Below are 23,583 nucleotides of genomic sequence, written 5' to 3'. Positions count from 1 at the left end.
AATCTTCTAAATATATCAACGCACTATCGGCCTCCCAAGGGAGGCCAAAGGCGTTTCTACCCCTATGGAAGATCGGCACTCACTGCTGGCGCGGCCGATGTGCACCATTTCGGACATCAAGCCGACACCTTCGAAACTCGAGAATCGGGCATTGCGGGCAGGCCATGCTGGGTCTTGCCAACTTCCTAGCCGCTTGTCTTGGTCATGCTTTCTATGTAGCTCCGCCAACCTCCGAGGTGTGTGACCTCCTTTGCGCCAGCGATCGCGTATGCTTCACAAAGAAATCCGGAGACCTGGCTGCCGTCATCCAGCGTTACCTTGCCGATGCCAAGTGGCGCGGGGATATTCTGGACGAAGCGACCAAACGCCGCCGCCGACACATGCCAGACTTCGACTTCCAAACCGGCTCCGGCGAAACCAGGTTCGCGGATCAGGCCGGGCTTCGGCGGCATCGTGTCCGGCAGAACGAAGAGGCGATAGTCGCCGGCCGTGCGGCAGGATCTAGCCAGCTTTCCCCCTGGCCCCGTCAGTTCGTGGTTGAGCGGCATGCCCGTCAGATGTGCGCCCACGACCACGATCGATACCAATCCGTCCTCGGGTTCTGCGGCATCCGCGGCGCGGAGTTTCGGGAGATCGGAAATTGTCGGCAGCATGTCAGTCTTCCTCCAGAACGACGATGATATCGCCAGCTTTGATGTTTCGGCCGGGCGCTGCTCGCAATTCCTTGACGCGCCCGGCGGCATGCGTGGTGATGCTGATCTCCATTTTCATGGATTCGACGATGGCGAGACTATCGCCCGCGGCAACCGTGGTGCCGGGCTCGACAAGCATCTTCCAGATGCTTCCGGGTACGGCGCTCGCAACGCCGAAGCAGCCGGCGGGAACGTCGCCATAGGGGGCCGCGTCGCCGCCGTCATCCGCGATGAACGTGTCGAGACCCTCTTCCTTCCAGCGCAGCTTTTCAGCTTCGAACGCCGATTGCTGCCTGTTCTTGAACGTGGCGATCGACTCCGCGTTGGCCAGCAATTCCGTCTCATAGCGTGCGTAGGAGAATTCGGTCTCCTCGATCCGCACGGGATAGCCCCCGTACGGGAAGGCAGCGCGCGCCTCCGTCAATTCGGCATTGCTCACCGGAAAGAAGCGGATCTGGTCGAAAAAGTTCAACAGCCATGGTTTGCCCTTGGCGAATTCCGGGGTCTGCCGCCAGGTGTTCCAGACCTGTATCGTCCGGCCGAACAGCTGGTATCCGCCAGGCCCCTCCATGCCGTAGATGCACATGTAGGCGCCGCCGATGCCGACGGCATTTTCAGGGGTCCATGTGCGGGCAGGATTATATTTCGTCGTCACCAGCCTGTGCCGTGGATCGACGGGCGTCGCCACCGGCGCACCGAGATAGACATCCCCGAGTCCCAGCACCAGGTAGCTGGCGTCGAAAACGATGTCCTTGACCGCCTGCTCGTCGGCCAGACCGTTGATGCGGCGAATGAATTCGATGTTGGATGGGCACCAGGGTGCATTCGGACGCACAAGTTCCTGGTATTTGCGCATCGCCAGTTCGGCATCGGGGTCGTTCCAGGAGAGCGGCAGGTGAACGATGCGGCTGGGCACAGTTACATCCTGCGCACGCGGCAGGGTCGTCTCGACCTCGGAAAGGAAAGCGAGAAGGCGGGCCCTCGTGAGCACGCTGCTCTCATAGTGAATCTGCAACGAGCGAATGCCGGGCGTAAGGTCGATCACCCCCGGCAGTCTTGCCGCGATAACCGCCTGCATGAGCAGATGAACCCGTAGTCGAAGTGCGATGTCGAGCGCCATCGGGCCATATTCGACCAGCAGGTTATCGTCGCCCTGCCGACGGTAGACGACGGGAACGGGGCCATCGTCGCGGCGGCCGACGATCGCTGAGCCGGCCTCGGCACGATCATATAGGCCTGGCCCCATGATCGCGTCGGCCGGTCGTGCCACCGGGTGGAAACGGATGGTGTCGCCGGGCTTGAACTGGCCCATTTTCCACTGCTCGTCATGGGCGATGACCGCAGGGCAGACGAAGCCGCCGAGGCTCGGGCCATCGGGGCCGAGGATGATCGGCATGTCTCCGGTGAAGTCGATTGCACCCACGGCATAGGCATTGTCATGCAGGTTGGAAGGATGCAGCCCGGCTTCGCCGCCGTCGTTGCGTGCCCATTTCGGGGCTGGCCCGATCAGGCGGACACCGGTGCGGGCGCTGTTGAAATGCACCTCGTAATCGCTCGTGAAAAGCGTCTCGATATCATCGTCCTGAAAGAAGTCCGGGGCGCCGTGTGGGCCGTAGACGACGCCGACATTCCAGCCATGCGTCAACTCCGCCGGGGCGATGGCTGCATTCGGCGTATCTTGCGCTTGCCGGGCGAGATGCAGGACGTGGCCCGTTTTCAACGTGCCGGTGGCATTGCCACCGAATTTTCCAAGGTCGAATGTGGCGCGCGACCCAAGCACGACAGGTGCCGAAAAGCCTCCCGCAACAGCGAGATAGGCGCGCTGTCCCGGTCCGTCGATCCGACCGACCGAGAGCGTCTGTCCGGCAAGGATGGTGACCGGTCGGGCATGTGGCAGGCGCTGGCCGTCCACCCTCATCGGCATGTCGGCGCCCGCGATCGCAATCACCGTCTCGGCATGGAATTTGAGCGTCGGCCCGGCGACGGTGAGTTCCAGTGCCGCGACTTTGTCCTCATTGCCGACCAGCCGGTTGGCATGACGAAAGGACCGTTCGTCCATCGGCCCGCTGGGCGGTACGCCGACATGCCAGAGCCCAAGCCGACCAGGCAGTTCCTGGATGCTGGATTGCGCTCCAGGCTCGAGGACCTCGATGATATCAGGGGTAAAGTCAAAGTCCTTCAGTGCGGCCGTCGACACGATGCCGCTTGCCAGCAGATCGGAGGCGGCGATGGCGCGGAGATAGTCGAGGTTGGTCTCGATTCCGGCGATGGATGTGTCCGCCAGTGCCGACTTCAGCTTCGCGATCGCGGTTGGCCGATCCGGGGCCGCGACGATGATCTTCGCGAGCATCGGGTCATAGAACGGCGTCACTTCGGTGCCGGTCTCGATCCAGCGGTCGACGCGGGCGGTTTCGGGAAACGCGACTTCGGTCAGCAGCCCGGCGCTGGGGCGGAAATCTGCGTGCGGCATCTCCGCATAGACACGCATTTCGATGGCGGCACCGGAGGGCCTCAAAGCTGCGGCTCCGGTCAGGACATCCTCGCCTGCGGCCTGGAGGATCATCCATTCGACGAGATCGATGCCGAACACGGCTTCGGTTACAGGGTGCTCGACCTGCAGCCGGGTATTGACCTCGAGAAAGTAGAATTCTTCCCGTATCGGATCATAGATGAACTCGACCGTGCCGGCGGACTCATAGGAAACCGACTTGCCGAGGTCCACCGCCGCCTTGTGGAGACGACTGCGTACGGCGTCCGGCAAGCCTGGCGCCGGCGTTTCCTCGACGACCTTCTGGTTTCGCCGTTGCAGCGAGCAATCCCGCTCTCCGAGTGCGACGACGCGCCCACGGCCATCACCGAAAATTTGCACCTCGACATGACGGGCTTCGGACACGAAGCGCTCGATATAGACGCGCGCATCACCAAAGCTTGCCCGCGCTGTCCGCTGCACGCTCTCGAAGCTCGCCTTGAGCGCATCGGCATCGGCGCAGAGCTGCATGCCGATGCCACCGCCACCGGCCGTGCTTTTCAGCATCACAGGATAGCCGATGGTCTCGGCTGCGGTCAGTGCCTCAGCCGGTGTTGCCAGCAGACCGGTGCCCGGCAGCAGTGGCACACCGCTTGCGCTGGCCAGTTCGCGCGCCCTGTGCTTGAGCCCGAAGGCGGACAGGTGCTCCGGCTTCGGGCCAATGAAGACGATTCCTTCGCTCGCCAGTCGTTCCGCGAAAGCGATATTTTCAGACAGGAAGCCATAGCCGGGATGCACTGCCTGCGCGCCCGTCGCCTTGCAGGCGGCAATCACGGCATCGACGTCCAGATAACTTTCGCTTGCCGGTGCAGGTCCCAGTCGCACGGCCTGGTCGGCGTCGAGCACATGGCGGGCAAAGCGGTCGGCGTCGGAATAGACCGCCACCGAGGCGATGCCGAGGGTTTTGAGGGTGCGGATCACCCTGACCGCGATCTCCCCGCGGTTGGCAATGAGGATTTTCGTGAACATGTCTATTCCTTGCCGTCCCAGATCAACACCCGGATCGGAGTCGGATCGAACCCGTTGCAGGGGTTGTTGATCTGCGGGCAGTTCGAGATCACGCAGAGCACATCCATGTCCGCGACCAATTCCACGAAGTCCCCCGGCGACGAAATCCCGTCGACAATAGTCATCTCGCCATTGGGCGTGATCGGTACGTTCATGAAGAAATTGATGTTGGGCACGATATCGCGCTTGCCCATGCCGTGCCTCGAGACCTCGAGGATGAAGTTGTCCCGGCAGGCATGGAGATATTTCGTGCCATGGCCGAAGCGCACGGTGTTGCTCTCGCAGGAGCATGCGCCTGCCGACGTATCATGCCGGCCGCAGCTATCGGCGGTCATGGTCAGCATCACCCGGCCTTCGTTGGACATGATCTTCGTGCCTGTCCCCACATAGGCGCCGCCCTGCTCGCGCATGGTGTCCTGGTTGGAGTAGCGTTCGGCGAAATCGCCGGCACGGTAGAACAGCGTGTCGATCGCCTGCTGGCCATAGCTGTCCTCGATGCGGATGGTCTGGCCCTTCTTCACCAGGCCGGACCATGGCGCCTCGGCGGGGATGAAGTGATCGCCAGCCGCATTCTCGATCGTGCGGGCGGGGGAGGTCTGGACAAAATCGTTCATCGGGTCGCTCCTCAGGCCTGCATCATGGTGTTGTTTTCGATGCCGCGGACGGCTTCGGCGGTCGCCGTCCGACACAGGTCGTCCGCTGCCGGAGGGGCCGCCCGGAAGCGGGTGATCGTCACGGGCTGCGGGTCGTAGACCGGACTTGGATCAAGCGGATGCGGGCAATTGGAGAATCCCAGCAGCAGATCCATCTCGGCGCGCAGTTCGGTATAGTCGCCGCTGTTGGAACGCTTCGATGTCCAGCCGAAGCTGCCGGCATCGTCCACTCGAACGGGCGCGAAGAGATTGAGCACGCCGGGCAGGTCGCGGCGATCGAGCCCAAGCTTTGCGGCGACGAGGATCAGGTTGTCGCGCGTGTTGCGGGATTTGGTGTCGGGATATTTCGCGGCGTTGGAGGCGGCCGTCGAGCCGCCCATCAGGCAGTCATGCGTGCCGGAACTGTCCTCGATCAGGGAGATCATCACCCGGCCCATGTCGGAGAAGATCACGCGACCTTTGGTGAGCGCCGTGGTCCATTGCACCTTGGCGGTATCGACCAGGTTGATCCGCTCGGTCGTATCATGGACATTCCAGGCCACGAGCGCAACGGTCGAATTGCCCTCGGCCTGGTCGATCCGGATTGCCTCGCCCTTCATCAGCTTCGTCGACCAATACCAGCCACCCGGAACGACCTCCCGGTGGATGATGGCGGCTGCATCGATCGGCGGCGCCGGCAGCGGGCTCGGCTCCGGCATCGCCTTCGGCGCGAATTCCAGACCCTTCTTCTGGTGTTCCTCGTAGCGCGCGCGGTTGCCGGCGATCTCCTCGGCGGATCGTCTGATATGCATCATGATTGATCTCCTGATGGTGCCGGGTCGTCCCGGGGGTGCCCCGGAGTGTTGACCGGGCCGTCCCGATCGAGGCTGTGGATGGCGGGGCTGTAGATGGAATGCACGCCGGCCACGCGCGGCGGCCATATGGCAATGTCCCTGGTGATCGTGGCGCCGTAGCGCAGCTTTTCCTCGGGCCGGTCCCGTCGGCGTTCGAAGGCGACGACGCGGCTCGCCAGCGTGAATGCCTCGCGCATATCATGCGTGACCATGACCACTGTCATCTGTGTCTCGTTCCACAGCCGCTTCATCAGCTTGTGGATTTCAGCCCTGATGCCAGGGTCGAGCGCTCCGAAAGGCTCGTCGAGCAACAGCACCTTGGGCTTCTTGAACAGTGCCTGCGCCAGTGCCAGTCGCTGCTGCATGCCGCCCGAGAGCTGGGCGGGATATTTGTCTTCGGATCCGGCAAGCCCGACCTCGGCTATCATCTGGCGTGCTTCGTCCAATACCTGGCGGCGAGCGGCACCGAAAAGGCGCGCACTGAGCGGCGCGGCGGCGAATTCCTTGCCGAGCAGAACATTGCCGAGCACCGTCAGGTGTGGAAACACCGAATAGCGCTGGAAGACGACACCCCGATCGGGGCCGGGCTCGCCGGGCAGCGCATTGCCGTCAAGCAGGATCGTGCCGCGCGTCGGACGTTCCTGTCCGAGCAGCATTCGGAGAAAGGTGGACTTTCCACAGCCCGATGGACCCACCAGCGCGACGAAGGCGCGCGACGCCACCTTCAGCGACACGTCTTCCAGGACGATCTGGTCGCCATATTCCTTCCAGAGATTGGAGATCACCAGTTCGCTCATGCCGGCTTCTCCAGCTCCGACCACGGGAAGAGCGAGACCCGAAGACGATCCAGCAGGATATTGGCGACGACGGCGAGAAGGGTGATCCAGACGACGTACGGAAAGATGACATCCATGGCCAGATAGCGGCGCACCAGGAAAATGCGATAGCCGAGCCCGGCTTCCGACGAGATCGCCTCGGCGGCGATCAGAAACAGCCAGGCCGGTCCGAGCTGCAGTTTCACGCAGGTGATCAGTCGCGGCAGGATTTGCGGCAGCACCACGCGTAGCGCCACCTGCCAGGAATTGGCGCCCAGCGTCTCGGCTTTGACAATCTGCTCGCGTGGCAATTCAAGTGCCTTGCCGGCGAGGTCGCGGATCATCGCGGGTGCCACGCCGATCACGATCAGCGCGATCTTGGATGCCTCGCCCAGCCCCATGACGATGAACAGGATCGGCAGCAGCGCCAGCGGCGGCACCATGGAGAAGACGGCGACGAACGGTGCCAGCAGTGATCGCAGGTAAGGCAGCATGCCGATCAGCATGCCGATGACCAGCGCCAGCGCCGTTGAAATGCCCAAGCCGACGAGAAGGCGGGCAAGGCTCGCCTTGGTATCCATCCACATCAGGTATTCGCCGGTGCGCTGGTCCGGCACCAGCGCCATGCGTTCGATGGCCGCAGCGAAGCTCGAAAGCCCCGGCAGCAGCTTGTCATTGGCGTTGTCGGCCAGCCGCGCGGCCGAGCCCATGGCGTAGAGTGCGATCAGAATCGCGAAAGGCAGCATCAGCAGGAACAACTGCATTCCGCGACTTGGTCGGGCATTGATCCAGCGCATCGGCTCGGGTCCGGTCTCGGGAGGGTGAGAGGTTGAGACGGCGCTTAGAGACCGCCGTCCGCCGCAGCCTTCATGTAGACCGACGAGAAGCGGAACTTCACGTTGGCCTTGTCGCCGAGAACGGTGCCGTCGGGCATTTCGATGCCGATCACGTCGGCCGACGCAGCACCACTGCCGAGCAGGGCCTTATCGAACAGGAACTTGCGCACGAGATCCATCGTCTTGGGCAGTTCGGCGGAGGTGGTGAAAGCAAGCGCGTCAGCGGGCTTGGCGTACAGTTTCGTCGCAGCCATCTGGCTCTCGAAGCCAGCGAGGTCGGTGCCGGATGCCTTGCCCATCGCCTCGCGCGCCGCCTTGCCTTCGGCAGAGTCGGCGATCATCAGAGCAGCCGTCTCATACCAGATGCCGGCCAGTGCCTTGCCGAAATCCGGATTGTCCTTCAGGACCTCGGTATTGGCAACCATCAGATCGATGATCTCGCCTGGCACCTGGGAACTGTCGAACACCTTCTTGGCCGAGGGGTCCTCGAGGATTGTTGAGACGAGCGGGTTCCAGGTGACGACAGACGTCACTTCAGGCGTCTTGTAGGCGGCGACCATGTCGGCGTCGGAGGTGTTGACGACCTTGACGTCGCGTTCGCTCATGCCGATGCTTTCAAGTGCGCGGGCCAGGAGATAATGCGACACCGAAAATTCGACCAGGCTGACATTCTGTCCCTTGATATCGGCCAGCGCTGCCTTGTCCTTGAGAATGACGGCGTCATTGCCGTTGGAAAAATCCCCGACGATCACGGCAGTCGTGTCGACACCGCCCGCGGCCGGAATGGAGAGGCCGTCCATGTTGGTCAGCGTCACGGCGTCGAAGGCGCCGGCCGTGTATTGGTTCATCGACTCGACGTAGTCGTTGAACTGGGTGACATCGATCTTCAGGCCGTATTTGTCAGCCCATTTCTTGACGATGCCATGATCGTTTGCATAGCCCCACGGCATCCAGCCGACATAGATCGACCAGGCGACCTTGAATTCCTTCTTCGGTGCAGCGTCGGCCAAGCTCGCGGTTCCGAGCGCCAGGGTTGCCGCCACGACCGAGATCGAGAAAATTCTTGAAAGTATCTGCATTTCATCATTCCCCTTTTTGTTTCACTCAAAAAGGGATCGGCATCGACCATCGCGCCGCCAATCCCTTGGCCAACGAGGTCTCCCGGGCTTTTCTCCCGCCGTGCACCCGGTGGGATGTCTCCCCAAACCGGTGGCAGCTCTCGGACCAGCACGTTTTTCAACGCCGGAACCCTAGCCACCAACTCTGCGAGCTTACACGCAAGCTCCGTGCCAAGAGGGTGGACACGGGAATTTCAACACTTGCGCTCACAACAAGCCAAATCTGTTGCTTAAAAAAATAGCCTAAAAACTGCCGATGGAATCAAAATAGGCAACTCAGATTAGTTGCATGCAATCGAGCCTTTCTCGATGACATGACGATAGGCATGGGCGATCGACGGCTGCACTGGCCCCGGGCCTATTATCCCGGTGTGCCAACGAGAGGCATCTTGCTGCGTATCAATGTGCGCGCGGCATGTTGCGGCCCGGGCATCGGATCGCTCTCGAGCGCTGAAAACAGCCAGTCGATGAAGACCTTGACGATCGGGGCGGCGCGAACGTCGTTGCGGCAAGCGACGTAGAAGGCATTGTTGGCAGGCACCGTCAGGTCGAACGGCGCGATCAACTCGCCTTTGGCGATCAGACCTCCTGCGGTGATCGTGTCCCCCAGCGCGACCCCCTGATTGTGCAGTGCCGCTTCTGTCGAAAGGCGTGCGTCACTCATGAAATGCTGGCGGCGGCGCGGGACCACCCCGCTGTCGGCGGCGGCAAGCCATGTGTTCCATTCCCGCCCGTCATCTGCGTGAAGAATGACGTGATCGCTGAGATCGCGAATGGTGCGAAGGGGCTGCATGTTCAACAGCGCCGGGCTGACGACGGGAAACAGCACCAGCGGACTCCAGAGCCGCGACCAGTGGTCCGGCCAGTCGCCATTGCCATAGAGCAGGCAGAGATCGACATCTGGCGAATAGAGCTGCGCCAAGTCATTGGAGGCGATCAAGGTCAGACTGATATCGGGGTACTGGTCGGTGAACTCGTGCAAACGCGGGATCATCCAGAACGACAGCAGCGCCGGCACGCACGCAAATCGCAACTGCCCGCTGGTGGTCGGCCGTGTCATGGCTGCCGTCGCTGCCGCGATTTCTTCAAACGCATGCGTGACGGCCGGCAAGAGAAGCGCACCCTGCGGGGTCAGTATCAGGCGCTTGCCCCCGCGCACGAACAGCGAGACATTGAAAGAGAGTTCCAACGCCCGGATCTGATGGCTGACGGCGCCATGCGTTACATTGAGTTCGCGCGCGGCAGCCGACACTGATCCGCGCCGCGCAGTCGCCTCGAAGGCTCTCAATGGGTTAAGTGGCGGCAGACGGCTTGACAACGACGGTTCTCCGAACTGAACAAGATGTGAGTTTTTCTCACACCGCAGCCGACAACATTGTCAATTGATTTTCAATTCGATTTGCCACCTAATATGCAGAACAGGGAAAAAAACTGGGAAATGCCTCAAAGTGTGAACTTTGGCTGGGTCGCAAAGCCAGAGGCGCGATCTTTGAAGCTTGGCCGAATGTGATGCGGCAATTCGTGTGGCAACTGACACGAGGCCTAGATTCCAAAATAGCTCAAAAAGGGGAATAAGATGACAACCAAATCCAAATTGAAATTGTCGTTCGCGGCACTCGTCCTAGTCGGCGGTGCAATTCTTGGCATGGCAACAAGCAGTGCAAATGCCGATGCACTTGACGACATCGCCAAAGCCGGCGCCCTGAATGTCGGCGTTTTCTCCGACTTCCCGCCCTTCTCGTCCGCCAGCGCCGACATGAGCCTCAAGGGCTATGACATGGATGTCGCCCAGGCGATCGCCGACGCGCTGAAGGTCAAGCTCAATCCGGTCAGCGTTACCGGCCAGAACCGTATCCCATACCTGACGGAGCGTCGCGTCGACCTGCTGATGAGCGTCGGCTACAGCAAGGAGCGCGCCGAGGTTCTCGACTATGCCGCAGCCTATGCACCCTACTACATCGCCGTCATCGGTCCCGCTGCCCTCGAAGTCAAGGCTGCGGCAGATCTCGCCGGCAAGAGCGTCGCGGTCAATCGCGGCACGCTCGAAGACACCTCCCTGACAGCAGCCGCTCCTGCCGACGTCGATATCAAGCGCTTCGACAACTATAATTCCGTCATCCAGGCCTTCATATCAGGCCAGACGCAGTTGATGGTCGTCGGCAACGACGTCGGTGCCCAGGTGCTGGCAAAGCAGGACGCGTTGAAGCCCGAGCAGAAGTTTCAGCTGATGACGTCTCCCTCGCATATCGCGGTCAACAAGGGCGAGGATCGCCTCAAGAAGCTGATTGACGACACGATCGCCAATATGCTGGCCGACGGTTCCCTCAGCAAAAGCTCAGAGGCCTGGTTGAAGGTGCCGCTCAATCCTGACAACCTCAAGGATTGAGGATGGGCTATGCGCTCGATTTCGGCTGGCTAGAAGAAGCGGTCGGAGCAATTGCCAACGGCGCGGCCATGACGGTCTTCCTGATCGCCGTGACCTCTGTGCTAGGCATTGTGTTGAGCATTCTCGGGGCGGCTGCCAGGCGCAGCCGCTACCGGATCTTGCGTAGCGTGATTTCGGCCTATGTGGAGGTGATCCGCAACACACCCTTTCTCGTCCAGTTGTTCTTCATATTCTTCGGACTGCCGCGCTTCGGCATCCGGCTCGATCCGGTCGTCGCTTCGATGCTTGCCATGACGCTCAACATGACCGCTTACACGATAGAAATCGTCGGGGCCGGTCTCGATGCCGTTCCATCGGGCCAAAAGGAAGCTGCGACGGCACTCGGCCTGAGGCCGATCCAGGTCTTCATCAAGGTCGTCCTGCCGCAAGCGCTGAAGGTCATCTTCCCGGCGCTGACCAGCCAGATCGTCATCATGATGCTGGAATCCTCCGTGGTCTCGCAAATCGCGGTGCGGGAACTGACCTACGAGGCGGACATGCTGCAAGCCCGCACCTTCCGTGCCTTTGAGACCTATTTCATCATCACGCTGGTCTATCTCGGCCTGAGCATCGGCCTGCGCAGATTGTTGTTTGCCGCCGGCCGGAAGATGATACCCGGGGGCATGGCATGATCGAGTTCACCCTCTGGGACATTGTCCGCAATCTGCTGCTTGCCGCGCGCTGGACCATCATGCTGTCGATCGTGGCCTTCGCGGGCGGGTCTATCGTCGGTATTCTCATCCTGTTGCTGCGCATATCCAAGCGCCCCTGGCTGCGTCGATGCGGCGAGTACTACATCGGTCTGTTTCAGGGTACGCCGTTGCTGATGCAGCTTTTCCTGCTGTTCTTCGGCCTGCCGTTGCTCGGCTTTCGCATCGAGGCATGGACGGCGGCAGCGCTCGGACTTACGCTCTGTGCGAGCGCCTACCTCGCGGAAATCTGGCGGGGTGGTGTGCAATCTCTGCCGACAGGTCAATGGGATGCCGCCCAGAGCCTTGGCCTGCATTACATATCGCAGCTTCGCCTGATCATCCTGCCCCAGGCCTTTGCCATCACGCGCGCTCCAATCGTCGGCTTTCTGGTGCAGTTGATCAAGAGCACTGCGCTGACCTCGATCATCGGTTTTGACGAACTGGTCAAAACATCCAACGCCATCAACAACGCGACCTTCGAACCATTCACGGTCTATGGTCTCGTGGCGGTGATCTATTTCTGCCTTTGCTATCCGCTGACACGACTTGCAAGACGGCTTGAGCTTCGTACTGAACTTCGTAGCTGATCGCCTGGATCGTCACGCTCCCCGCTGCGGCGGCAATCTCCGCCTCGTTCTACTTCGTTGCCTCAATTTTCCAATTGATGCACACCGCCGACGCGCTCACCCCGATTTACTCTGGCCTGTATGAACTGCTTTGCGAACCAATCCGAGTCTTTCGCGCCGAGTACCCAAATGCCCGATTTCGCGATGGATTTTCCGACAGCAGACGGTCTGCCCGGCTCCAGCTCAGACATTCGCTCAGGCCAACACATGACGATCGGGCGCTGTTGAGACAACTGGGAGAGACCCACGGAATAGCGTAGTGAGGCCGATCAGAAAGCTCCCGCATTCTGAGCTCGATAGATCACTAAGACGGCGATAATGGCAAGCAGCAGCACTGCTGCGACAAAATAGGCAAGCGCCAGGCGCGCCGCGTCACTCTGCCGGCGCTCCAGCGTGAGCAAAAACGGGATCGCAACAACCGAAACAACGAGACCATACAGCAGCCAGGTCGAGGCGCTCCGGCCTTTCCATTGCGCGATGCCTGCCGTGATCAATCCTAACGCGAGCGCAGCGAGGAAGATGAGCACTGAGGTCATGGACCGAGGTCCTTCAATGGGCAGACCCCTCATTTTTGCCATGGCTCTCAAGCAGGAGCCCTACATCCGTCTCACCGTGTGTGAACTCATCCCAAGCTGCCTGGTCTGTTGCGAACGTGGTACTCCACTCGATAGATGTCTCTTCATCGACGACGAGTTCAAGCGTCCAGCCGTCGCTACCTTCTAGTTTGTAAATTTGGACGTCAACTTTGATGCCGTTGTCAGTGAACTCTTCAGAAAGTGGGGAGATCTCGACCTTCGGGACAATGCCCGTCATTCTACTTCCAATCTATAGGCCGGCAATTTGCAGGCTCTCAGTCGATATCTGGAACACGACTCCCGCGCAATCAGAAACGCAAGCAATCGCCTTTGACGAGACTATGGGATCGACGGAACTCGGTTTCCGTCTCTCACGGACCAACGAAAAGATTCTCCATCTTCATCGTCCGTTCTCGCCCCGAAGCACCGGGGAAGCTTGCCGCAGTCCGTGCGGTAAGTCGCTTGAATTGGATAGTGTGCTTGGTTCGCTGGCAAAACACGGCGCCGCGGGCGAGGCCGTCCAAGAATGGCCTATCGCGATCAACTCACCTTCGTCTCATCGGACTTCTTCGCCCGAACAGGAGACTTAGGCTTTTTTGGAGCAGAGATCCCGCTTTCGCGTTCAAGCTTCTTGCGGGCCATTTTCCTGACGCGACGGATACCTTCTGCCTTCTCGCGCGCGCGCTTTACAGATGGCTTCTCGAAATGCTCCCGCAATCGCATTTCACGGAACACGCCTTCGCGCTGCAGTTTTTTCTTCAGAAAACGGAGAGCTTGATCTACGTTATTATCGCGTACCAGAACCTGCAATTTCGACTCCTTGCACTGAGCGTCTCGTACTAAATCAATATCGCCTCACTTATCAAGAGGGGGGTCGATTCACGTCGAGCGCTGTGCCACCTTAGCGATCTGTTGTCCGACGCTGCTTTCGGACCGCCTCCTGCGGAGGGCGAGATCATTGATACTGGAGCTTTGACGCTCGAGATGGGTGCGTCCCCGGGAGACGAATATCGCGCGGAGCCTATGGGCATTGCCTTATCGCCGATAGATTCGGGGCCGGATGATGTCCGTCCGATTTCGCCCGATCCAAGCGAAAAACTCGCTGTTTGACGCCAAGCTGCGATTAGCTTTGGCGACATCATACTGTCCGATGGCCGGCAATCCCGGACTTCGAAAGCGGGGGCCCAAGACGCCGGTCCATAAAGTCACCATATCGTTTAACAGCCGTGAGTCTAATCAGTCGCGGCCTGCCGCGATCAGAGCATGGGCGGCATCGCGCAGCAAACCGGTTGCCTCGCCAGGTTCAAAAAGCTGCATGCTGACAAAGGCGCCGTTGATCAGGACTGCGAGCTGACCGGCGAGCCGGTCGGGTTTGGCAACCGCCAGCCCCTCGGCTATGGCCTTCAGGCGCCGCCGCATTTCGTGCATATGGGCCTCGGCTACCTTGCGGGCGGGGTGATCCGCCTCAGGAAACTCGGCCGCCGTGTTGATTTGCGGGCAACCCCGGTAGTTGTCCCGTCCGACCCGCTCGCCGATCCACTCGAAATGAGCGTCGAGCTCGGCTAAGGCATCGTCCGGATGCTGTTCTCTCACCCGGTCCCAGGTGCTCCAGAAATCCAAGTCCTCGCGCTTGAGAAAGGCAGCGATCAAGTCGTCTTTCGTACCGAAATGGCGGTAGAGGCTGGTCTTCGCGACACCGGATTTTTCCACCACCAGATCGACGCCCACAGCGCGCACGCCTCGTCGATAGAAGAGCTCCGATGCGGTCTCTAGAATTCTGTCCCGCACCTCGTTGGTAACGGAGGCGGGAGAGTTCGCTGTATTCTTTGCCATGTCTCGATCTCCAATATCTTCCCTTCTAGCAGAAAGTTGGTTGACACGCTACAGACCTGTATGTTTATTGCTACAGACAGGTCTGTAGCGAAGGAGAGAGCGATGACCCCTAATCAAACCAATGTCACCAACACACAACAGCGCGTAGCGGTCATAGGCGCGAACGGCCATACCGGCCGCTTTGTTGTCGCCGAACTAATACGGCGTGGGCTTAGGCCGGTCGCCATCGGCCGGAGTGCTGGAAGACTGGCCGATGCGGGTTTTCCCGAGCGCGGTGTGGAATGCCGCGAAGCTGCGGTGGAAGACGACGCGGCGCTGGATCGGGCACTTGCCGGGGTGGCAGCGGTCATCAACTGCGCTGGACCATTCATGGATACGGCCGACGCAGTGGTGCGCGCCGCGTTGAGGGCGGGCATCCACTATCTCGATGTGACGGCCGAACAGCCGAGCGTGCAGGCCACATTCGAGCGTCACGAGCGCGCAGCCCGGGACGCAGGCGTCGTCGTCATCCCGGCGATGGGCTTTTACGGCGGCCTGGCCGACCTGCTCGTCGCAACCGTCATGGGCGAATGGGATCACGCCGACGCCATCGAAATCCACGTTGCGCTCGACAGCTGGCTCCCTACCAAGGGCACACGGGTGACCGGGGAAAAGAACACCGCGCGGCGTCTTGCAATCAGCGGCGGACAGTTGACCCCGATGCATCAGCCACCTGCTGAAAAGGTATCCGTCCTACCTGCCCCGTTCGGCCGGCAGACCTTCGTCGAGCTTCCCTTCTCGGAAGTGCCACTGATCGCCAAGCATGTCCGGACAAAGGAGCTGCATGCCTTTCTCAGCACGACAGCGCTACGGGATGTGCGCGATCCATCGACATCTGCGCCTCAGGCTGTCGATGAAACTGGACGTTCGGCGCAGCGATTCGCCGTTGAAGTGATCGTCACGCTAGGGGGAATGCGCCGCCGGATCATCGCGCAGGGCCAGGACATCTACGCCGTCACGGCGCCGATTATCTGTGAAGCGGTGCAGCGCATACTGTCGGGCGACATCCGCGATACCGGCGCAAAGCCGCCAGCCGCGATTTTCAATGCCGCTAGCTTCCTGCGCGCCCTCGACCAGCACCTCTCGGTCGAGATAGCAGAAGCGTAACCGGTCGGGCGAGATCCAAGTCCTTGCGCCCGATGCATTGTTGGCGGACGTCGGAGCGGTGTTTCAACATCTGCCGTCTACCTCGGTGTCTATGGCCCGGTCATGGTCAAGATCGCAAAATCTGTTCAAACGCATGGTGACACAGCCAGAGGAAAGAGGTCACTTCTCCAATGAGTCGGTGCCAACAATAGAGACGGCGACGACCAGGCAGGGATAGACCATCGCGGTGCCCGCACCAAGCGGGACGCTACAAGCCAACGACCACCCGAAATGGCCAACGGGTGCGGCGAGCAAAATGCGCAGGCTGGCGACTTTCCGTCATGTTATGGAGTTACTCTCTCAAGCGGTGTCAGCGACCGTCTTAATGATCTCACGTGTGAAATATCGGATGCTACGGCGACGGGCGGCGAGCATAACACGAATGCAACCAAATCGCAGTGATGCGTGCAGCCCTCATAACCTACGACCCCGAACAGGCCGCCCTGTCACGAGATGGCACGGATCGTTCTTCACGCGGCGGCCACCTTGGATTGCCGAACGAATATCAGTTGCAGCGAACCCGCAACCGGCGAGAAGGCGCTAAAACTCAGCGACGTTGCCCCAGGCGGAGGAGGTGAGACGCTCCGGCCTGTAGGGAACAGGGTCGACAAGGGGTGAGCAACCGGTGACGATATCCGCGATCAGATGGCCGGCACCGGGGCCGATGCCGAAGCCGTGCCCGCTAAAGCCGGCGGCGAGTACGAAGCCAGGAATGCGGGGAATGTCACCCACCGCGGGTACACCATCGGGAGTGCTGTCGATATAGCCCGCCCATTTCGACGCGATCCTGGCTTTTGCGAGAGTCGGCAGCAAATGCCGGGCCCGGCGGAGTATTTCGGAAATAGTGCTCTCATCAACAGCCGGATCGAGAATGCGCATCTGCTCCATGGGTGTGGGTTCGTCGAGCCGCCAGCGCGTGCGCGATTCATGTCCCGAGCGCCAGCCTTCAAGCCCGCCGGGCGCAAGGTTCCGCCAGCGGCGGGCGAACATCGGCACGAAATATCGGGCAAACCGCACCTGTTGTGCCGTAACATCGACCCTGGCGCGGCCGCTGATCGCCAAGGTGTAACCGCCATCCGCACGCCGTGTCGTGGAAACCTCCGTCGTATGGAGAGCATCCGGCAGGCCCTCGACACCAGGTTCGACAGACAGGATTGACGACCGGACCGAGGCCTGAGGGAAACGCACATCCAGGTTGTTGCAGAAGGATGAGGCCCAGGCGCCGCCGGCAAGGACGGCGATTTTTGTGCGGATTGTACCCTTCTCGGTGACGACAGCGGAAAGCCGACCGCCACTTGTCTCGATGCCGCGGGCTGCGCAATTCTGAAGCACGATGCCGCCCGCACCGATGATCGCGCGTGCCACCGCCGGCGCTGCCTTCGATGGATCGGCCGTTCCGTCAGAGGGAGAAAAGACGCCGCCTTTCCAAGGCTTGCCGGTGGCTTTGCCACGCTCGGTGGCCTCCGCGGAGGACAGCATGAGGGTGCTCACGCCGACGGTGCGAGCGAAGTCCCGCCAGCGTGCCCAGCCATCCAATTCCTTGTCGCTGTTGGAGAGATAGAGAAGGCCGCAGCGCCGGAAGCCCGTATCCTCTCCCGATTCCGCCGCGAACTGATCCCAGAGATCAAGGCTCTTTGTGGCGATCGGCAGTTCACGGGCGTCGCGGTTCTGTTGCCGGCACCACCCCCAATTGCGGCTCGATTGCTCAGCACCGATCAAACCCTTTTCGACGAGAACCACTTTGAGGCCGCGGCGAACAAGGTAGTAGGCCGCAAAAACGCCGATGATGCCGCCACCGATGACGACCACATCTGCAGTCCGGGGCTGGGAGGCCGTGGTTTCGATACGAACGAGCGGAGCAGGCATGATCATCTCCATCGAGGCAGATCCCATCCTATTTTGGATCCGACCGAAGGGGCGTGCGCAATTCCGCGGCGAACGAAATAATGTTCTGCAATCCCGCCCAGCACAACACTTTATGCCGGCTCGATGTTTTCTTCCGAAAATGGACAAGGCGGGCGGCTGTGGTATCCTCGTCGGAATAATCTGCTGAAAGGGGGCCGATACGGCCCGGGGAGACCCGCATGAAGCTCGACCGCATCGATATCAAGATCCTCTACGAATTGCAGAAGAACGGCCGGATCACCAATGTCGAGCTCGCCGAGCTGGTTCACCTGTCGCCGAGCCCGTGTCTGATGCGGGTGAAGAAGCTGCAGTCGGAAGGTTATATCGACGGCTACTCCGCCCATATCAACACCGCCAAGCTCGGCCAGACCATGACAGTGTTTACCGAAATCACCCTGAAGAACCACCGGCAGATCGATTTCGCGCGCTTCCTATCGACTGTCGAGAAGATCGACTCGGTCATCGAATGCCACCTGATTTCGGGCGGGTACGACTATCTGATTAAATTTGTCACCAGCGGCATCGCCGAGTATCAGGAGATCATGGAGCGCCTGACGGACATGGACATCGGCATCGACAAGTATTTCAGTTATGTCGTGCTGAAATCGCCAATCGTCAAATCGCACTTGCCGCTGACCAGTCTGTTTCCCTTGTGATTATCGCCCGCTGAAGGCGCGGACCAATTCCGGATCCTGCTTCAGCCCGTCCAGCCAGGTCGGGTCGAGCTGGGGAACAGACGAGAACAACAGCTGGGAATAGGGGTGGCTCGCGCTGCTGCCCATGGCGGACGGCGGAAGTTGTTCGATCTTTTCTCCCGCATACATGACGGCGACCTCGTCGCAGATCGCCTCGACCACGGAGAGATCGTGGCTGATGAAGACGTAGGAGAGCGAAAGCTCGCGCTGCAACTCCTTCAGGAGGTCGATGACCGCGGCGGCGACAACCGTATCGAGCGCTGACGTCACCTCGTCGCAAAGGATCAGTTTCGGCTCGGCGGCAAGGGCGCGCGCAAAGTTGACGCGCTGCTTCTGGCCGCCGGAAAGTTCGGACGGGCGGCGATGCTTCAAGGCGCGGGGTAGGCGAACCATGTCCAGGAGTTCGTCGATCCGCTTCTCGCGCTTCTCCCCCGCCATGTCATGATAGAAGGTGAGCGGCCGGCCGAGGATATCGCTGATCGATTTGGCCGGATTGAGCGCGGTGTCGGCATATTGGAAGACGATCTGCAGCTCACGGAGTTGTTCGCGTGAGCGGTCGCGGGCGGCAGGCGCCAATGTCTGCTCGTTGAACGTGATCTTGCCCGCGGAAGCCGGAATGATTCCCGCGATCGTCCGCGCCAAGGTGGACTTGCCGCAGCCGGATTCGCCGATGATTCCCAGATTGCGGCCGCGCTCGACCTCTACACTCACGGATCGGAGCGCCTTGATCATCGGCGTGCCGTCGGCCTGGATCGGGCCATAGCCCGCCACGAGATCCTGTACCTGCAGGATCGCTTTGCTCTGCTGCGGCTCAAGACTTTTCGCCCGCGCTTCGGGCTTGAAAGCACCCAATAGCTGCTTGGTGTAGGGATGCTGGGGGGTGGAGAGGATCTGCTCGGTCTTGCCGATTTCCTGGATTTCACCGCCCTTGAGGACAACGATTCGGTCGGCGATCTGGGCCACAACCGCAAGATCATGCGAGACATAGACTCCGCCGATGCGGCCCTTGCGCATCACGGACTTGAAGGCGCGCAGCACCTCGATCTGTGTGGTCACGTCGAGCGCAGTCGTCGGTTCGTCGAAGATAACGAGCTTCGGATCGCCGATCAGGGCCATCGCCGCCGACAGGCGTTGCAATTGCCCGCCCGAGACCTGATGCGGATAACGCGCACCGATCGTGTCCGGATTGGGAAGAGAGAGCGCCTTGAACAGTTCGATCGCGCGAGCGCGTGCCTGCTCCGGGGGCATCAGGTCGTGGATGCGGGTTATCTCGATGACCTGTTCCATGATCGTCTGGGACGGGTTGAACGCCGCGGCGGCACTTTGCGGCACATAGGCCACTTCGGTCCCCCGGATCTTGGCCCGTTTGCGTTCCGGCAGGTTGGCCATGTCCTGACCGTCGAGAATGACCGAGCCGCCGCTGATCCGACAGCCTGTCCGGGCGTGCCCCATGAGCGTGAGCGCGATCGTCGTCTTGCCGGACCCGCTTTCGCCGATCAGGGCAACGATCTCGCCTTCGCCGACGTCGAAACTGACGCCGCGGATGATTTCGACAATACGGCCGGAGTCGGTCTTGGCTTCGACCTTCAGATCACGGATTTCGACAAGGTTAGCCATCATTCGCTCCGGTCACGGATTTTGTGGGGGAGGTTGTCGATCAGCAGGTTGACGCTGATCGTCAGCGTGGCGATGGCGATCGAAGGGAAGATCACCGCAGGCGCGCCGAAGGGCAGGCCGCCGATGTTCTCCCGCACCAGTGCGCCCCAGTCCGCATAGGGTGGCTGCACGCCAAGGCCGAGGAAGGAGAGGCCGGAGAGTAACAGCACGATGAACACGAAACGCAGGCCGAGATCGGCCAGTACCGGCCCGACGATGTTGGGCAGGATTTCCGACGCGACGAGATAGAGCGTGCCCTCACCGCGCGCGCGGGCCACGGTGATGAAGTCCATCGTGTTGATGTTGACGGCAAGAGCACGCGCGAAGCGGTAGGAGCCCGGCGTGTAAATCACCGCAAGCGTCAGCACCAGGACGGGAATGGAGGAACCGAGTGCGGCGACGACAACGAGGCCGAAGAGCTTGCTTGGGATCGAATTCATGGCGTCGAGGAAACGGCTGAGCAGGGTGTCGACCCAGCCGCCCGAAACCGCCGCGATCATGCCGAGCACGACACCGGAGAAGCAGGCGATCGTAACGGCCACGAGTGAAATGCCCACGGTGTAGCGCGCGCCCATCAGGATGCGCGAAAGCATATCGCGTCCCAGATAGTCCGAACCCAGCCAGAACTGCTGGCTCATCGGCCCGAAATAATCGAAATCGACGATCTCGCCGACCGGATAGGGAATGATCCAGGGGGCGATCAGAGCAATGATCGCCCAGAAGGCAATGATGGCAAAGCCCGCCATGCCAACAAGGTTCATGCGATAGGCGAACTTCCGGCGCTTCACGGTATGGGTCTCGATCGTGGTCATCGCAGCCTCGGATTGGCAAGAATGGCAATGATGTCGGCGGCGGTGATCAGGATGAGATAGCCGACGCAGAAGATCATCGCGCAGGTTTGGATCAGCGGCAGGTCGCGGGTCGCGACCGCGTCGACCATCAGTTTGGCGATGCCGGGATAGTTGAAGATGGTTTCGACGATGATCACGCCGCCAAGCAGGTAGGACAACGACAGCGCAACCGCGTTGACGATAGGGCCAAGTGCATTCGGCAAGGCATGTTTCAGCACGACGCGGCTGCGCGACGCACCCTTCAGCAACGCCATCTCGGCATAGGGCGTATTCAGCGTCTCGACCACTGCGGCCCGGGTCATGCGGATCATCTGGGCAGACACGCCGAAGGTCAGCGTGATGACAGGCATCGCATAGACCCTGAGCATATCGGTAAAGGTCTTTGCTTCGTTGGTGAAAGAGATGGCGGGGAGCCATTGCAGATAGACCGCAAAGAAGAGGACGGCCGAGGTCGCGATCATGAATTCGGGCACCGATATGACTCCGATCGTCAGCACCGTCACCGTTCGATCATAGAGGGAGCCCCGCATCATGGCGGCGGTAACGCCAAGTGTCAGCGCGATCGGAACGGCCAACAGGGCGGTGATGCCGGCGAGCTTCATCGAGTTGGCGAAACGCCCGCCGATCAGGTCGGCAATCGGCATGTCGTTGGCGTAAGACGTGCCGAGGTCGCCCGACAGCAGGCCCATCATCCAATAGGTGAAACGCAGGAAGGCCGGCTCATCGAGATGCATGGCTTTGCGAAGCCCTTCGACTGCCTCGGGGGTCGCGGCCTGCCCGAGCAGGATCGACGCCGTGTCGCCGGGAAGCATCGTCGTGGCGAAGAACACCGCGAACGAGACGATCAGAAGCGTGACGACGGAGATGAACAGTCGACTGGCAATAAGGGATAGGACTGGATTCTTCATGTGCAGACCTCCCGTCGGCCGTTGGCTGACAGTGTATCACGAAACGGGCGGACGACCGGGGGCTTGTCGCCCCCGGCATGTGCCGATCAGCCTTCCAGCCAGATATATTCCGGGAAGGAGTAGCCCATCATGCCGCCGAGCGGATTGGTCTCGAGGCCCTTGATCTTGGAGGACACGGCATCGACGTTGGAGAGGTAGGCCGGGATGATCGTGCCGGCTTCTTCCGACACCATGACCTGCATCTCGTTGTAGATCTCGCGGCGCTTTGCCTCGTCGAGCGACCCGCGCGCTTCGAGGAGCATCCGGTCGAACTTCTCGGACTTGTACTGGCTCTCGTTCCACGGTGCATCCGACGCATAGAGAAGCGAGAACAGAATGTCGGGCGTCGGACGCGGATTGATATTGCCGAAATGGATCGGGGCCTTGAGCCAATAATTGTCCCAATAGCCGTCGGACGGCACGCGTTGTACGTCGAACTTCATGCCGATCTCGGCGCCGGCGGCCTGGACGATCATCGCCATGTCGATGGCGGAGTTGGCCGCATCGGAGGCGATCACCGGGATCGACTGGCCGAGAAGGCCCGCTTTGTCGAACAGGAACTTTGCCTTTTCCGGATCGAACGCTTTCGGCTTCAAGTCGGCATTGTGGTAGAAATTCGATGGCGAGATCGGCTGGTCGTTGCCGATTTCCGCGAGACCCCGTAGCGCCGATTTCTGAATCTGTTCGCGGTTGACCAGATGTTTCATGCCCTCGACGAAACCCTGCTTGTCGCCGGGTGCCATGTCCAGGCGGATATTGAGGTTCGTGTAGTTGCCTGATGTCGTCTTGGAGAGGAAGACGCCCTCCTTGCCGTCCACCAGCCGCACGGAGCGTGGATTTATGGCGGCTGCAAGGTGGATATCACCCGCAAGCAGCGCGTTGACGCGGGCATTGTCCTCGGCGATCGCGAAGAATTCGAACGAGTCGACATTCGGCTGGTTGGGCTTCCAGTAGTTCTTGTTCTTGAGACCGACCGAGCGGACGCCGGGCTCGAAGACCTCGCGGACGAAGGCGCCGGTGCCATTGCCCTTGGAGAAGTCGGTCGTGCCGTCGGCGACGATCATGAAGTGGTGCATGCCGAGGATCATCGGCAAGTCGGCATTGGGACTTTCCAGGGTGATCTCGACCGTCAGCTTGTCGACCGCCTTGAAGCCGGTCATCTGCTTGGCGATCTTGGCGACCTTCGAGCCGACGGCCGGGTCGAGGTGGCGCTTCATCGAGAAGACGACGTCCTCGGCCGTGAGCGGCTTGCCGTCGTGGAAGGTGACGCCGCTGCGCAGCTTGATCGTCCAGACCTTTGCGTCCTTGCTTTCGACCGACTCGGCGAGCTCCATTCGCGGCGTGCCGTCCGACTGGATGTAGGTGAGCCGGTTATAGAACGCGCAGCAACGCACGTAATCGGTGGAGAGAGATGCCTTGGCGGGATCGAGCGTGTCGGCGGTCGACGACGACCAGCCGGCGGCCTTCAATGCGCCACCGGAAACCGGTGTCGCAGCAACCGCCTTGGTCGCGCGGCCGAGCACGATGCCGCCGGCAGCGGTGGCGACGCCGCCAGCCAGCAACATCTGGAGAAGTTCGCGGCGGGTCGCACCGCGTCGGATTGCGCTTTCGACGATGGCATCGTCGGTGCTGGTCCAGTTGGTGATCTGGTCGGTCATAGCATTCCCCTTTGTTGATCAAGATTGGGTTGGCGTTCCGGCTTGTCGCCGCC

Annotated in this window: 21 protein-coding genes, 1 pseudogene and 1 riboswitch; of the genes and pseudogenes, 5 read left to right on the top strand and 17 right to left on the bottom strand. The window is 60.8% G+C overall.

Annotated elements, in window-relative coordinates:
- Positions 1-185: 185 nt before the first annotated feature.
- The 8 genes and pseudogenes from AC2YI2_RS28475 to AC2YI2_RS28440 form a co-directional block, all read right to left on the bottom strand.
- A pseudogene (locus tag AC2YI2_RS28475) lies at positions 186-596 on the bottom strand (allophanate hydrolase-related protein); the annotation flags it as partial.
- Between the two features lie 58 nt (positions 597-654).
- Entirely contained in the window at positions 655-4,188 is a 3,534-nt protein-coding gene (gene uca / locus AC2YI2_RS28470; protein WP_487389911.1) for an urea carboxylase, read from the bottom strand.
- 2 nt (positions 4,189-4,190) lie between these two features.
- Entirely contained in the window at positions 4,191-4,841 is a 651-nt protein-coding gene (locus AC2YI2_RS28465) for an urea amidolyase associated protein UAAP2 (RefSeq protein ID WP_487389910.1), read from the bottom strand.
- Between the two features lie 11 nt (positions 4,842-4,852).
- Positions 4,853-5,674: an urea amidolyase associated protein UAAP1 gene (locus AC2YI2_RS28460; protein WP_487389909.1), complete on the bottom strand. Its 822-nt coding sequence runs from the start codon at positions 5,672-5,674 to the stop codon at positions 4,853-4,855.
- Complete coding sequence (locus tag AC2YI2_RS28455; RefSeq protein ID WP_487389908.1) at positions 5,671-6,510, bottom strand: ABC transporter ATP-binding protein; 840 nt, start codon at positions 6,508-6,510, stop codon at positions 5,671-5,673. The genes AC2YI2_RS28460 and AC2YI2_RS28455 overlap by 4 nt, the downstream gene beginning before the upstream one ends.
- Positions 6,507-7,325 (bottom strand): ABC transporter permease, encoded by an 819-nt coding sequence (locus tag AC2YI2_RS28450; RefSeq protein ID WP_487389907.1) that lies wholly within the window; start codon positions 7,323-7,325, stop codon positions 6,507-6,509. The genes AC2YI2_RS28455 and AC2YI2_RS28450 overlap by 4 nt, the downstream gene beginning before the upstream one ends.
- Positions 7,326-7,369: 44 nt before the next feature.
- A complete protein-coding gene (locus AC2YI2_RS28445) occupies positions 7,370-8,443 on the bottom strand; it encodes a putative urea ABC transporter substrate-binding protein (protein ID WP_487389906.1) in 1,074 nt (357 codons plus the stop codon).
- Positions 8,444-8,520: 77 nt separating this feature from the next.
- Positions 8,521-8,629, bottom strand: a riboswitch (guanidine-I (ykkC/yxkD leader).
- A gap of 214 nt (positions 8,630-8,843) precedes the next feature.
- Entirely contained in the window at positions 8,844-9,800 is a 957-nt protein-coding gene (locus AC2YI2_RS28440) for a LysR substrate-binding domain-containing protein (RefSeq protein ID WP_487389905.1), read from the bottom strand.
- 258 nt (positions 9,801-10,058) lie between these two features.
- Here AC2YI2_RS28440 and AC2YI2_RS28435 point away from each other — a divergent pair, with 258 nt between their 5' ends.
- The 3 genes from AC2YI2_RS28435 to AC2YI2_RS28425 are packed head-to-tail and all read left to right on the top strand — an operon-like array spanning position 10,059 to position 12,186.
- A complete protein-coding gene (locus tag AC2YI2_RS28435) occupies positions 10,059-10,868 on the top strand; it encodes a transporter substrate-binding domain-containing protein (RefSeq protein WP_487389904.1) in 810 nt (269 codons plus the stop codon).
- A 2-nt stretch (positions 10,869-10,870) separates the two neighbouring features.
- Positions 10,871-11,539: an amino acid ABC transporter permease gene (locus AC2YI2_RS28430; protein ID WP_487389903.1), complete on the top strand. Its 669-nt coding sequence runs from the start codon at positions 10,871-10,873 to the stop codon at positions 11,537-11,539.
- Positions 11,536-12,186: an amino acid ABC transporter permease gene (locus AC2YI2_RS28425; protein WP_487389902.1), complete on the top strand. Its 651-nt coding sequence runs from the start codon at positions 11,536-11,538 to the stop codon at positions 12,184-12,186. Before AC2YI2_RS28430 ends, AC2YI2_RS28425 begins: the two co-directional genes overlap by 4 nt.
- A gap of 308 nt (positions 12,187-12,494) precedes the next feature.
- Here the strand turns inward: AC2YI2_RS28425 and AC2YI2_RS28420 are convergent, their stop codons facing one another.
- The 4 genes from AC2YI2_RS28420 to AC2YI2_RS28405 all read right to left on the bottom strand — a co-directional run bounded on the left by AC2YI2_RS28420 (position 12,495) and on the right by AC2YI2_RS28405 (position 14,633).
- Complete coding sequence (locus AC2YI2_RS28420) at positions 12,495-12,761, bottom strand: hypothetical protein (protein WP_487389901.1); 267 nt, start codon at positions 12,759-12,761, stop codon at positions 12,495-12,497.
- A 13-nt stretch (positions 12,762-12,774) separates the two neighbouring features.
- Positions 12,775-13,038, bottom strand: a complete 264-nt coding sequence (locus AC2YI2_RS28415) for a hypothetical protein (RefSeq protein ID WP_487389900.1) — start codon at positions 13,036-13,038, stop codon at positions 12,775-12,777.
- 302 nt (positions 13,039-13,340) lie between these two features.
- Positions 13,341-13,610: a 30S ribosomal protein S21 gene (gene rpsU / locus AC2YI2_RS28410; RefSeq protein ID WP_487389899.1), complete on the bottom strand. Its 270-nt coding sequence runs from the start codon at positions 13,608-13,610 to the stop codon at positions 13,341-13,343.
- A 426-nt stretch (positions 13,611-14,036) separates the two neighbouring features.
- Positions 14,037-14,633 carry a TetR/AcrR family transcriptional regulator gene (locus tag AC2YI2_RS28405; protein ID WP_487389898.1) on the bottom strand — a complete coding sequence of 199 codons (597 nt, stop codon included), beginning with the start codon at positions 14,631-14,633 and terminating at the stop codon, positions 14,037-14,039.
- Positions 14,634-14,735: 102 nt separating this feature from the next.
- On the opposite strand from AC2YI2_RS28405, the gene AC2YI2_RS28400 reads away from it, so the two are divergent.
- Entirely contained in the window at positions 14,736-15,779 is a 1,044-nt protein-coding gene (locus AC2YI2_RS28400) for a saccharopine dehydrogenase family protein (protein ID WP_487389897.1), read from the top strand.
- Between the two features lie 579 nt (positions 15,780-16,358).
- Here the strand turns inward: AC2YI2_RS28400 and AC2YI2_RS28395 are convergent.
- Positions 16,359-17,684, bottom strand: a complete 1,326-nt coding sequence (locus AC2YI2_RS28395; RefSeq protein ID WP_487389896.1) for an NAD(P)/FAD-dependent oxidoreductase — start codon at positions 17,682-17,684, stop codon at positions 16,359-16,361.
- Positions 17,685-17,902: 218 nt separating this feature from the next.
- Here AC2YI2_RS28395 and AC2YI2_RS28390 point away from each other — a divergent pair, with 218 nt between their 5' ends.
- Positions 17,903-18,379, top strand: coding sequence for an Lrp/AsnC family transcriptional regulator (locus tag AC2YI2_RS28390; RefSeq protein ID WP_487389895.1), 477 nt, complete (start codon positions 17,903-17,905; stop codon positions 18,377-18,379).
- Here the strand turns inward: AC2YI2_RS28390 and AC2YI2_RS28385 are convergent, their stop codons facing one another.
- From AC2YI2_RS28385 to AC2YI2_RS28370, 4 genes are all read right to left on the bottom strand, one after another.
- Positions 18,380-20,035 carry an ABC transporter ATP-binding protein gene (locus tag AC2YI2_RS28385; RefSeq protein ID WP_487389894.1) on the bottom strand — a complete coding sequence of 552 codons (1,656 nt, stop codon included), beginning with the start codon at positions 20,033-20,035 and terminating at the stop codon, positions 18,380-18,382.
- Positions 20,035-20,886 (bottom strand): ABC transporter permease, encoded by an 852-nt coding sequence (locus tag AC2YI2_RS28380; RefSeq protein WP_487389893.1) that lies wholly within the window; start codon positions 20,884-20,886, stop codon positions 20,035-20,037. The genes AC2YI2_RS28385 and AC2YI2_RS28380 overlap by 1 nt, the downstream gene beginning before the upstream one ends.
- Positions 20,883-21,833, bottom strand: a complete 951-nt coding sequence (locus AC2YI2_RS28375) for an ABC transporter permease (protein WP_487389892.1) — start codon at positions 21,831-21,833, stop codon at positions 20,883-20,885. The genes AC2YI2_RS28380 and AC2YI2_RS28375 overlap by 4 nt, the downstream gene beginning before the upstream one ends.
- Positions 21,834-21,919: 86 nt before the next feature.
- Positions 21,920-23,530, bottom strand: coding sequence for an ABC transporter substrate-binding protein (locus tag AC2YI2_RS28370; protein ID WP_487389891.1), 1,611 nt, complete (start codon positions 23,528-23,530; stop codon positions 21,920-21,922).
- Positions 23,531-23,583: the final 53 nt, after the last annotated feature.

It is taken from the genome of Rhizobium sp. SRI_017 (assembly GCF_057586295.1).
Note: the sequence above shows the minus strand (reverse complement) of the source record. Positions and strands in the feature narration are given on the sequence as shown.

Excerpts from the sequence above, each read along its gene's own strand:
- uca (WP_487389911.1), bottom strand. The coding sequence starts at position 4,188 with ATGTTCACGAAAATCCTCATTGCCAACCGCGGGGAGATCGCGGTCAGG.
- AC2YI2_RS28465 (WP_487389910.1), bottom strand. The coding sequence starts at position 4,841 with ATGAACGATTTTGTCCAGACCTCCCCCGCCCGCACGATCGAGAATGCG.
- AC2YI2_RS28460 (WP_487389909.1), bottom strand. The coding sequence starts at position 5,674 with ATGATGCATATCAGACGATCCGCCGAGGAGATCGCCGGCAACCGCGCG.
- AC2YI2_RS28455 (WP_487389908.1), bottom strand. The coding sequence starts at position 6,510 with ATGAGCGAACTGGTGATCTCCAATCTCTGGAAGGAATATGGCGACCAG.
- AC2YI2_RS28450 (WP_487389907.1), bottom strand. The coding sequence starts at position 7,325 with ATGCGCTGGATCAATGCCCGACCAAGTCGCGGAATGCAGTTGTTCCTG.
- AC2YI2_RS28445 (WP_487389906.1), bottom strand. The coding sequence starts at position 8,443 with ATGCAGATACTTTCAAGAATTTTCTCGATCTCGGTCGTGGCGGCAACC.
- AC2YI2_RS28435 (WP_487389904.1), top strand. The coding sequence starts at position 10,059 with ATGACAACCAAATCCAAATTGAAATTGTCGTTCGCGGCACTCGTCCTA.
- AC2YI2_RS28430 (WP_487389903.1), top strand. The coding sequence starts at position 10,871 with ATGGGCTATGCGCTCGATTTCGGCTGGCTAGAAGAAGCGGTCGGAGCA.
- AC2YI2_RS28425 (WP_487389902.1), top strand. The coding sequence starts at position 11,536 with ATGATCGAGTTCACCCTCTGGGACATTGTCCGCAATCTGCTGCTTGCC.
- AC2YI2_RS28420 (WP_487389901.1), bottom strand. The coding sequence starts at position 12,761 with ATGACCTCAGTGCTCATCTTCCTCGCTGCGCTCGCGTTAGGATTGATC.
- AC2YI2_RS28415 (WP_487389900.1), bottom strand. The coding sequence starts at position 13,038 with ATGACGGGCATTGTCCCGAAGGTCGAGATCTCCCCACTTTCTGAAGAG.
- AC2YI2_RS28405 (WP_487389898.1), bottom strand. The coding sequence starts at position 14,633 with ATGGCAAAGAATACAGCGAACTCTCCCGCCTCCGTTACCAACGAGGTG.
- AC2YI2_RS28400 (WP_487389897.1), top strand. The coding sequence starts at position 14,736 with ATGACCCCTAATCAAACCAATGTCACCAACACACAACAGCGCGTAGCG.
- AC2YI2_RS28395 (WP_487389896.1), bottom strand. The coding sequence starts at position 17,684 with ATGCCTGCTCCGCTCGTTCGTATCGAAACCACGGCCTCCCAGCCCCGG.
- AC2YI2_RS28390 (WP_487389895.1), top strand. The coding sequence starts at position 17,903 with ATGAAGCTCGACCGCATCGATATCAAGATCCTCTACGAATTGCAGAAG.
- AC2YI2_RS28385 (WP_487389894.1), bottom strand. The coding sequence starts at position 20,035 with ATGGCTAACCTTGTCGAAATCCGTGATCTGAAGGTCGAAGCCAAGACC.
- AC2YI2_RS28380 (WP_487389893.1), bottom strand. The coding sequence starts at position 20,886 with ATGACCACGATCGAGACCCATACCGTGAAGCGCCGGAAGTTCGCCTAT.
- AC2YI2_RS28375 (WP_487389892.1), bottom strand. The coding sequence starts at position 21,833 with ATGAAGAATCCAGTCCTATCCCTTATTGCCAGTCGACTGTTCATCTCC.
- AC2YI2_RS28370 (WP_487389891.1), bottom strand. The coding sequence starts at position 23,530 with ATGACCGACCAGATCACCAACTGGACCAGCACCGACGATGCCATCGTC.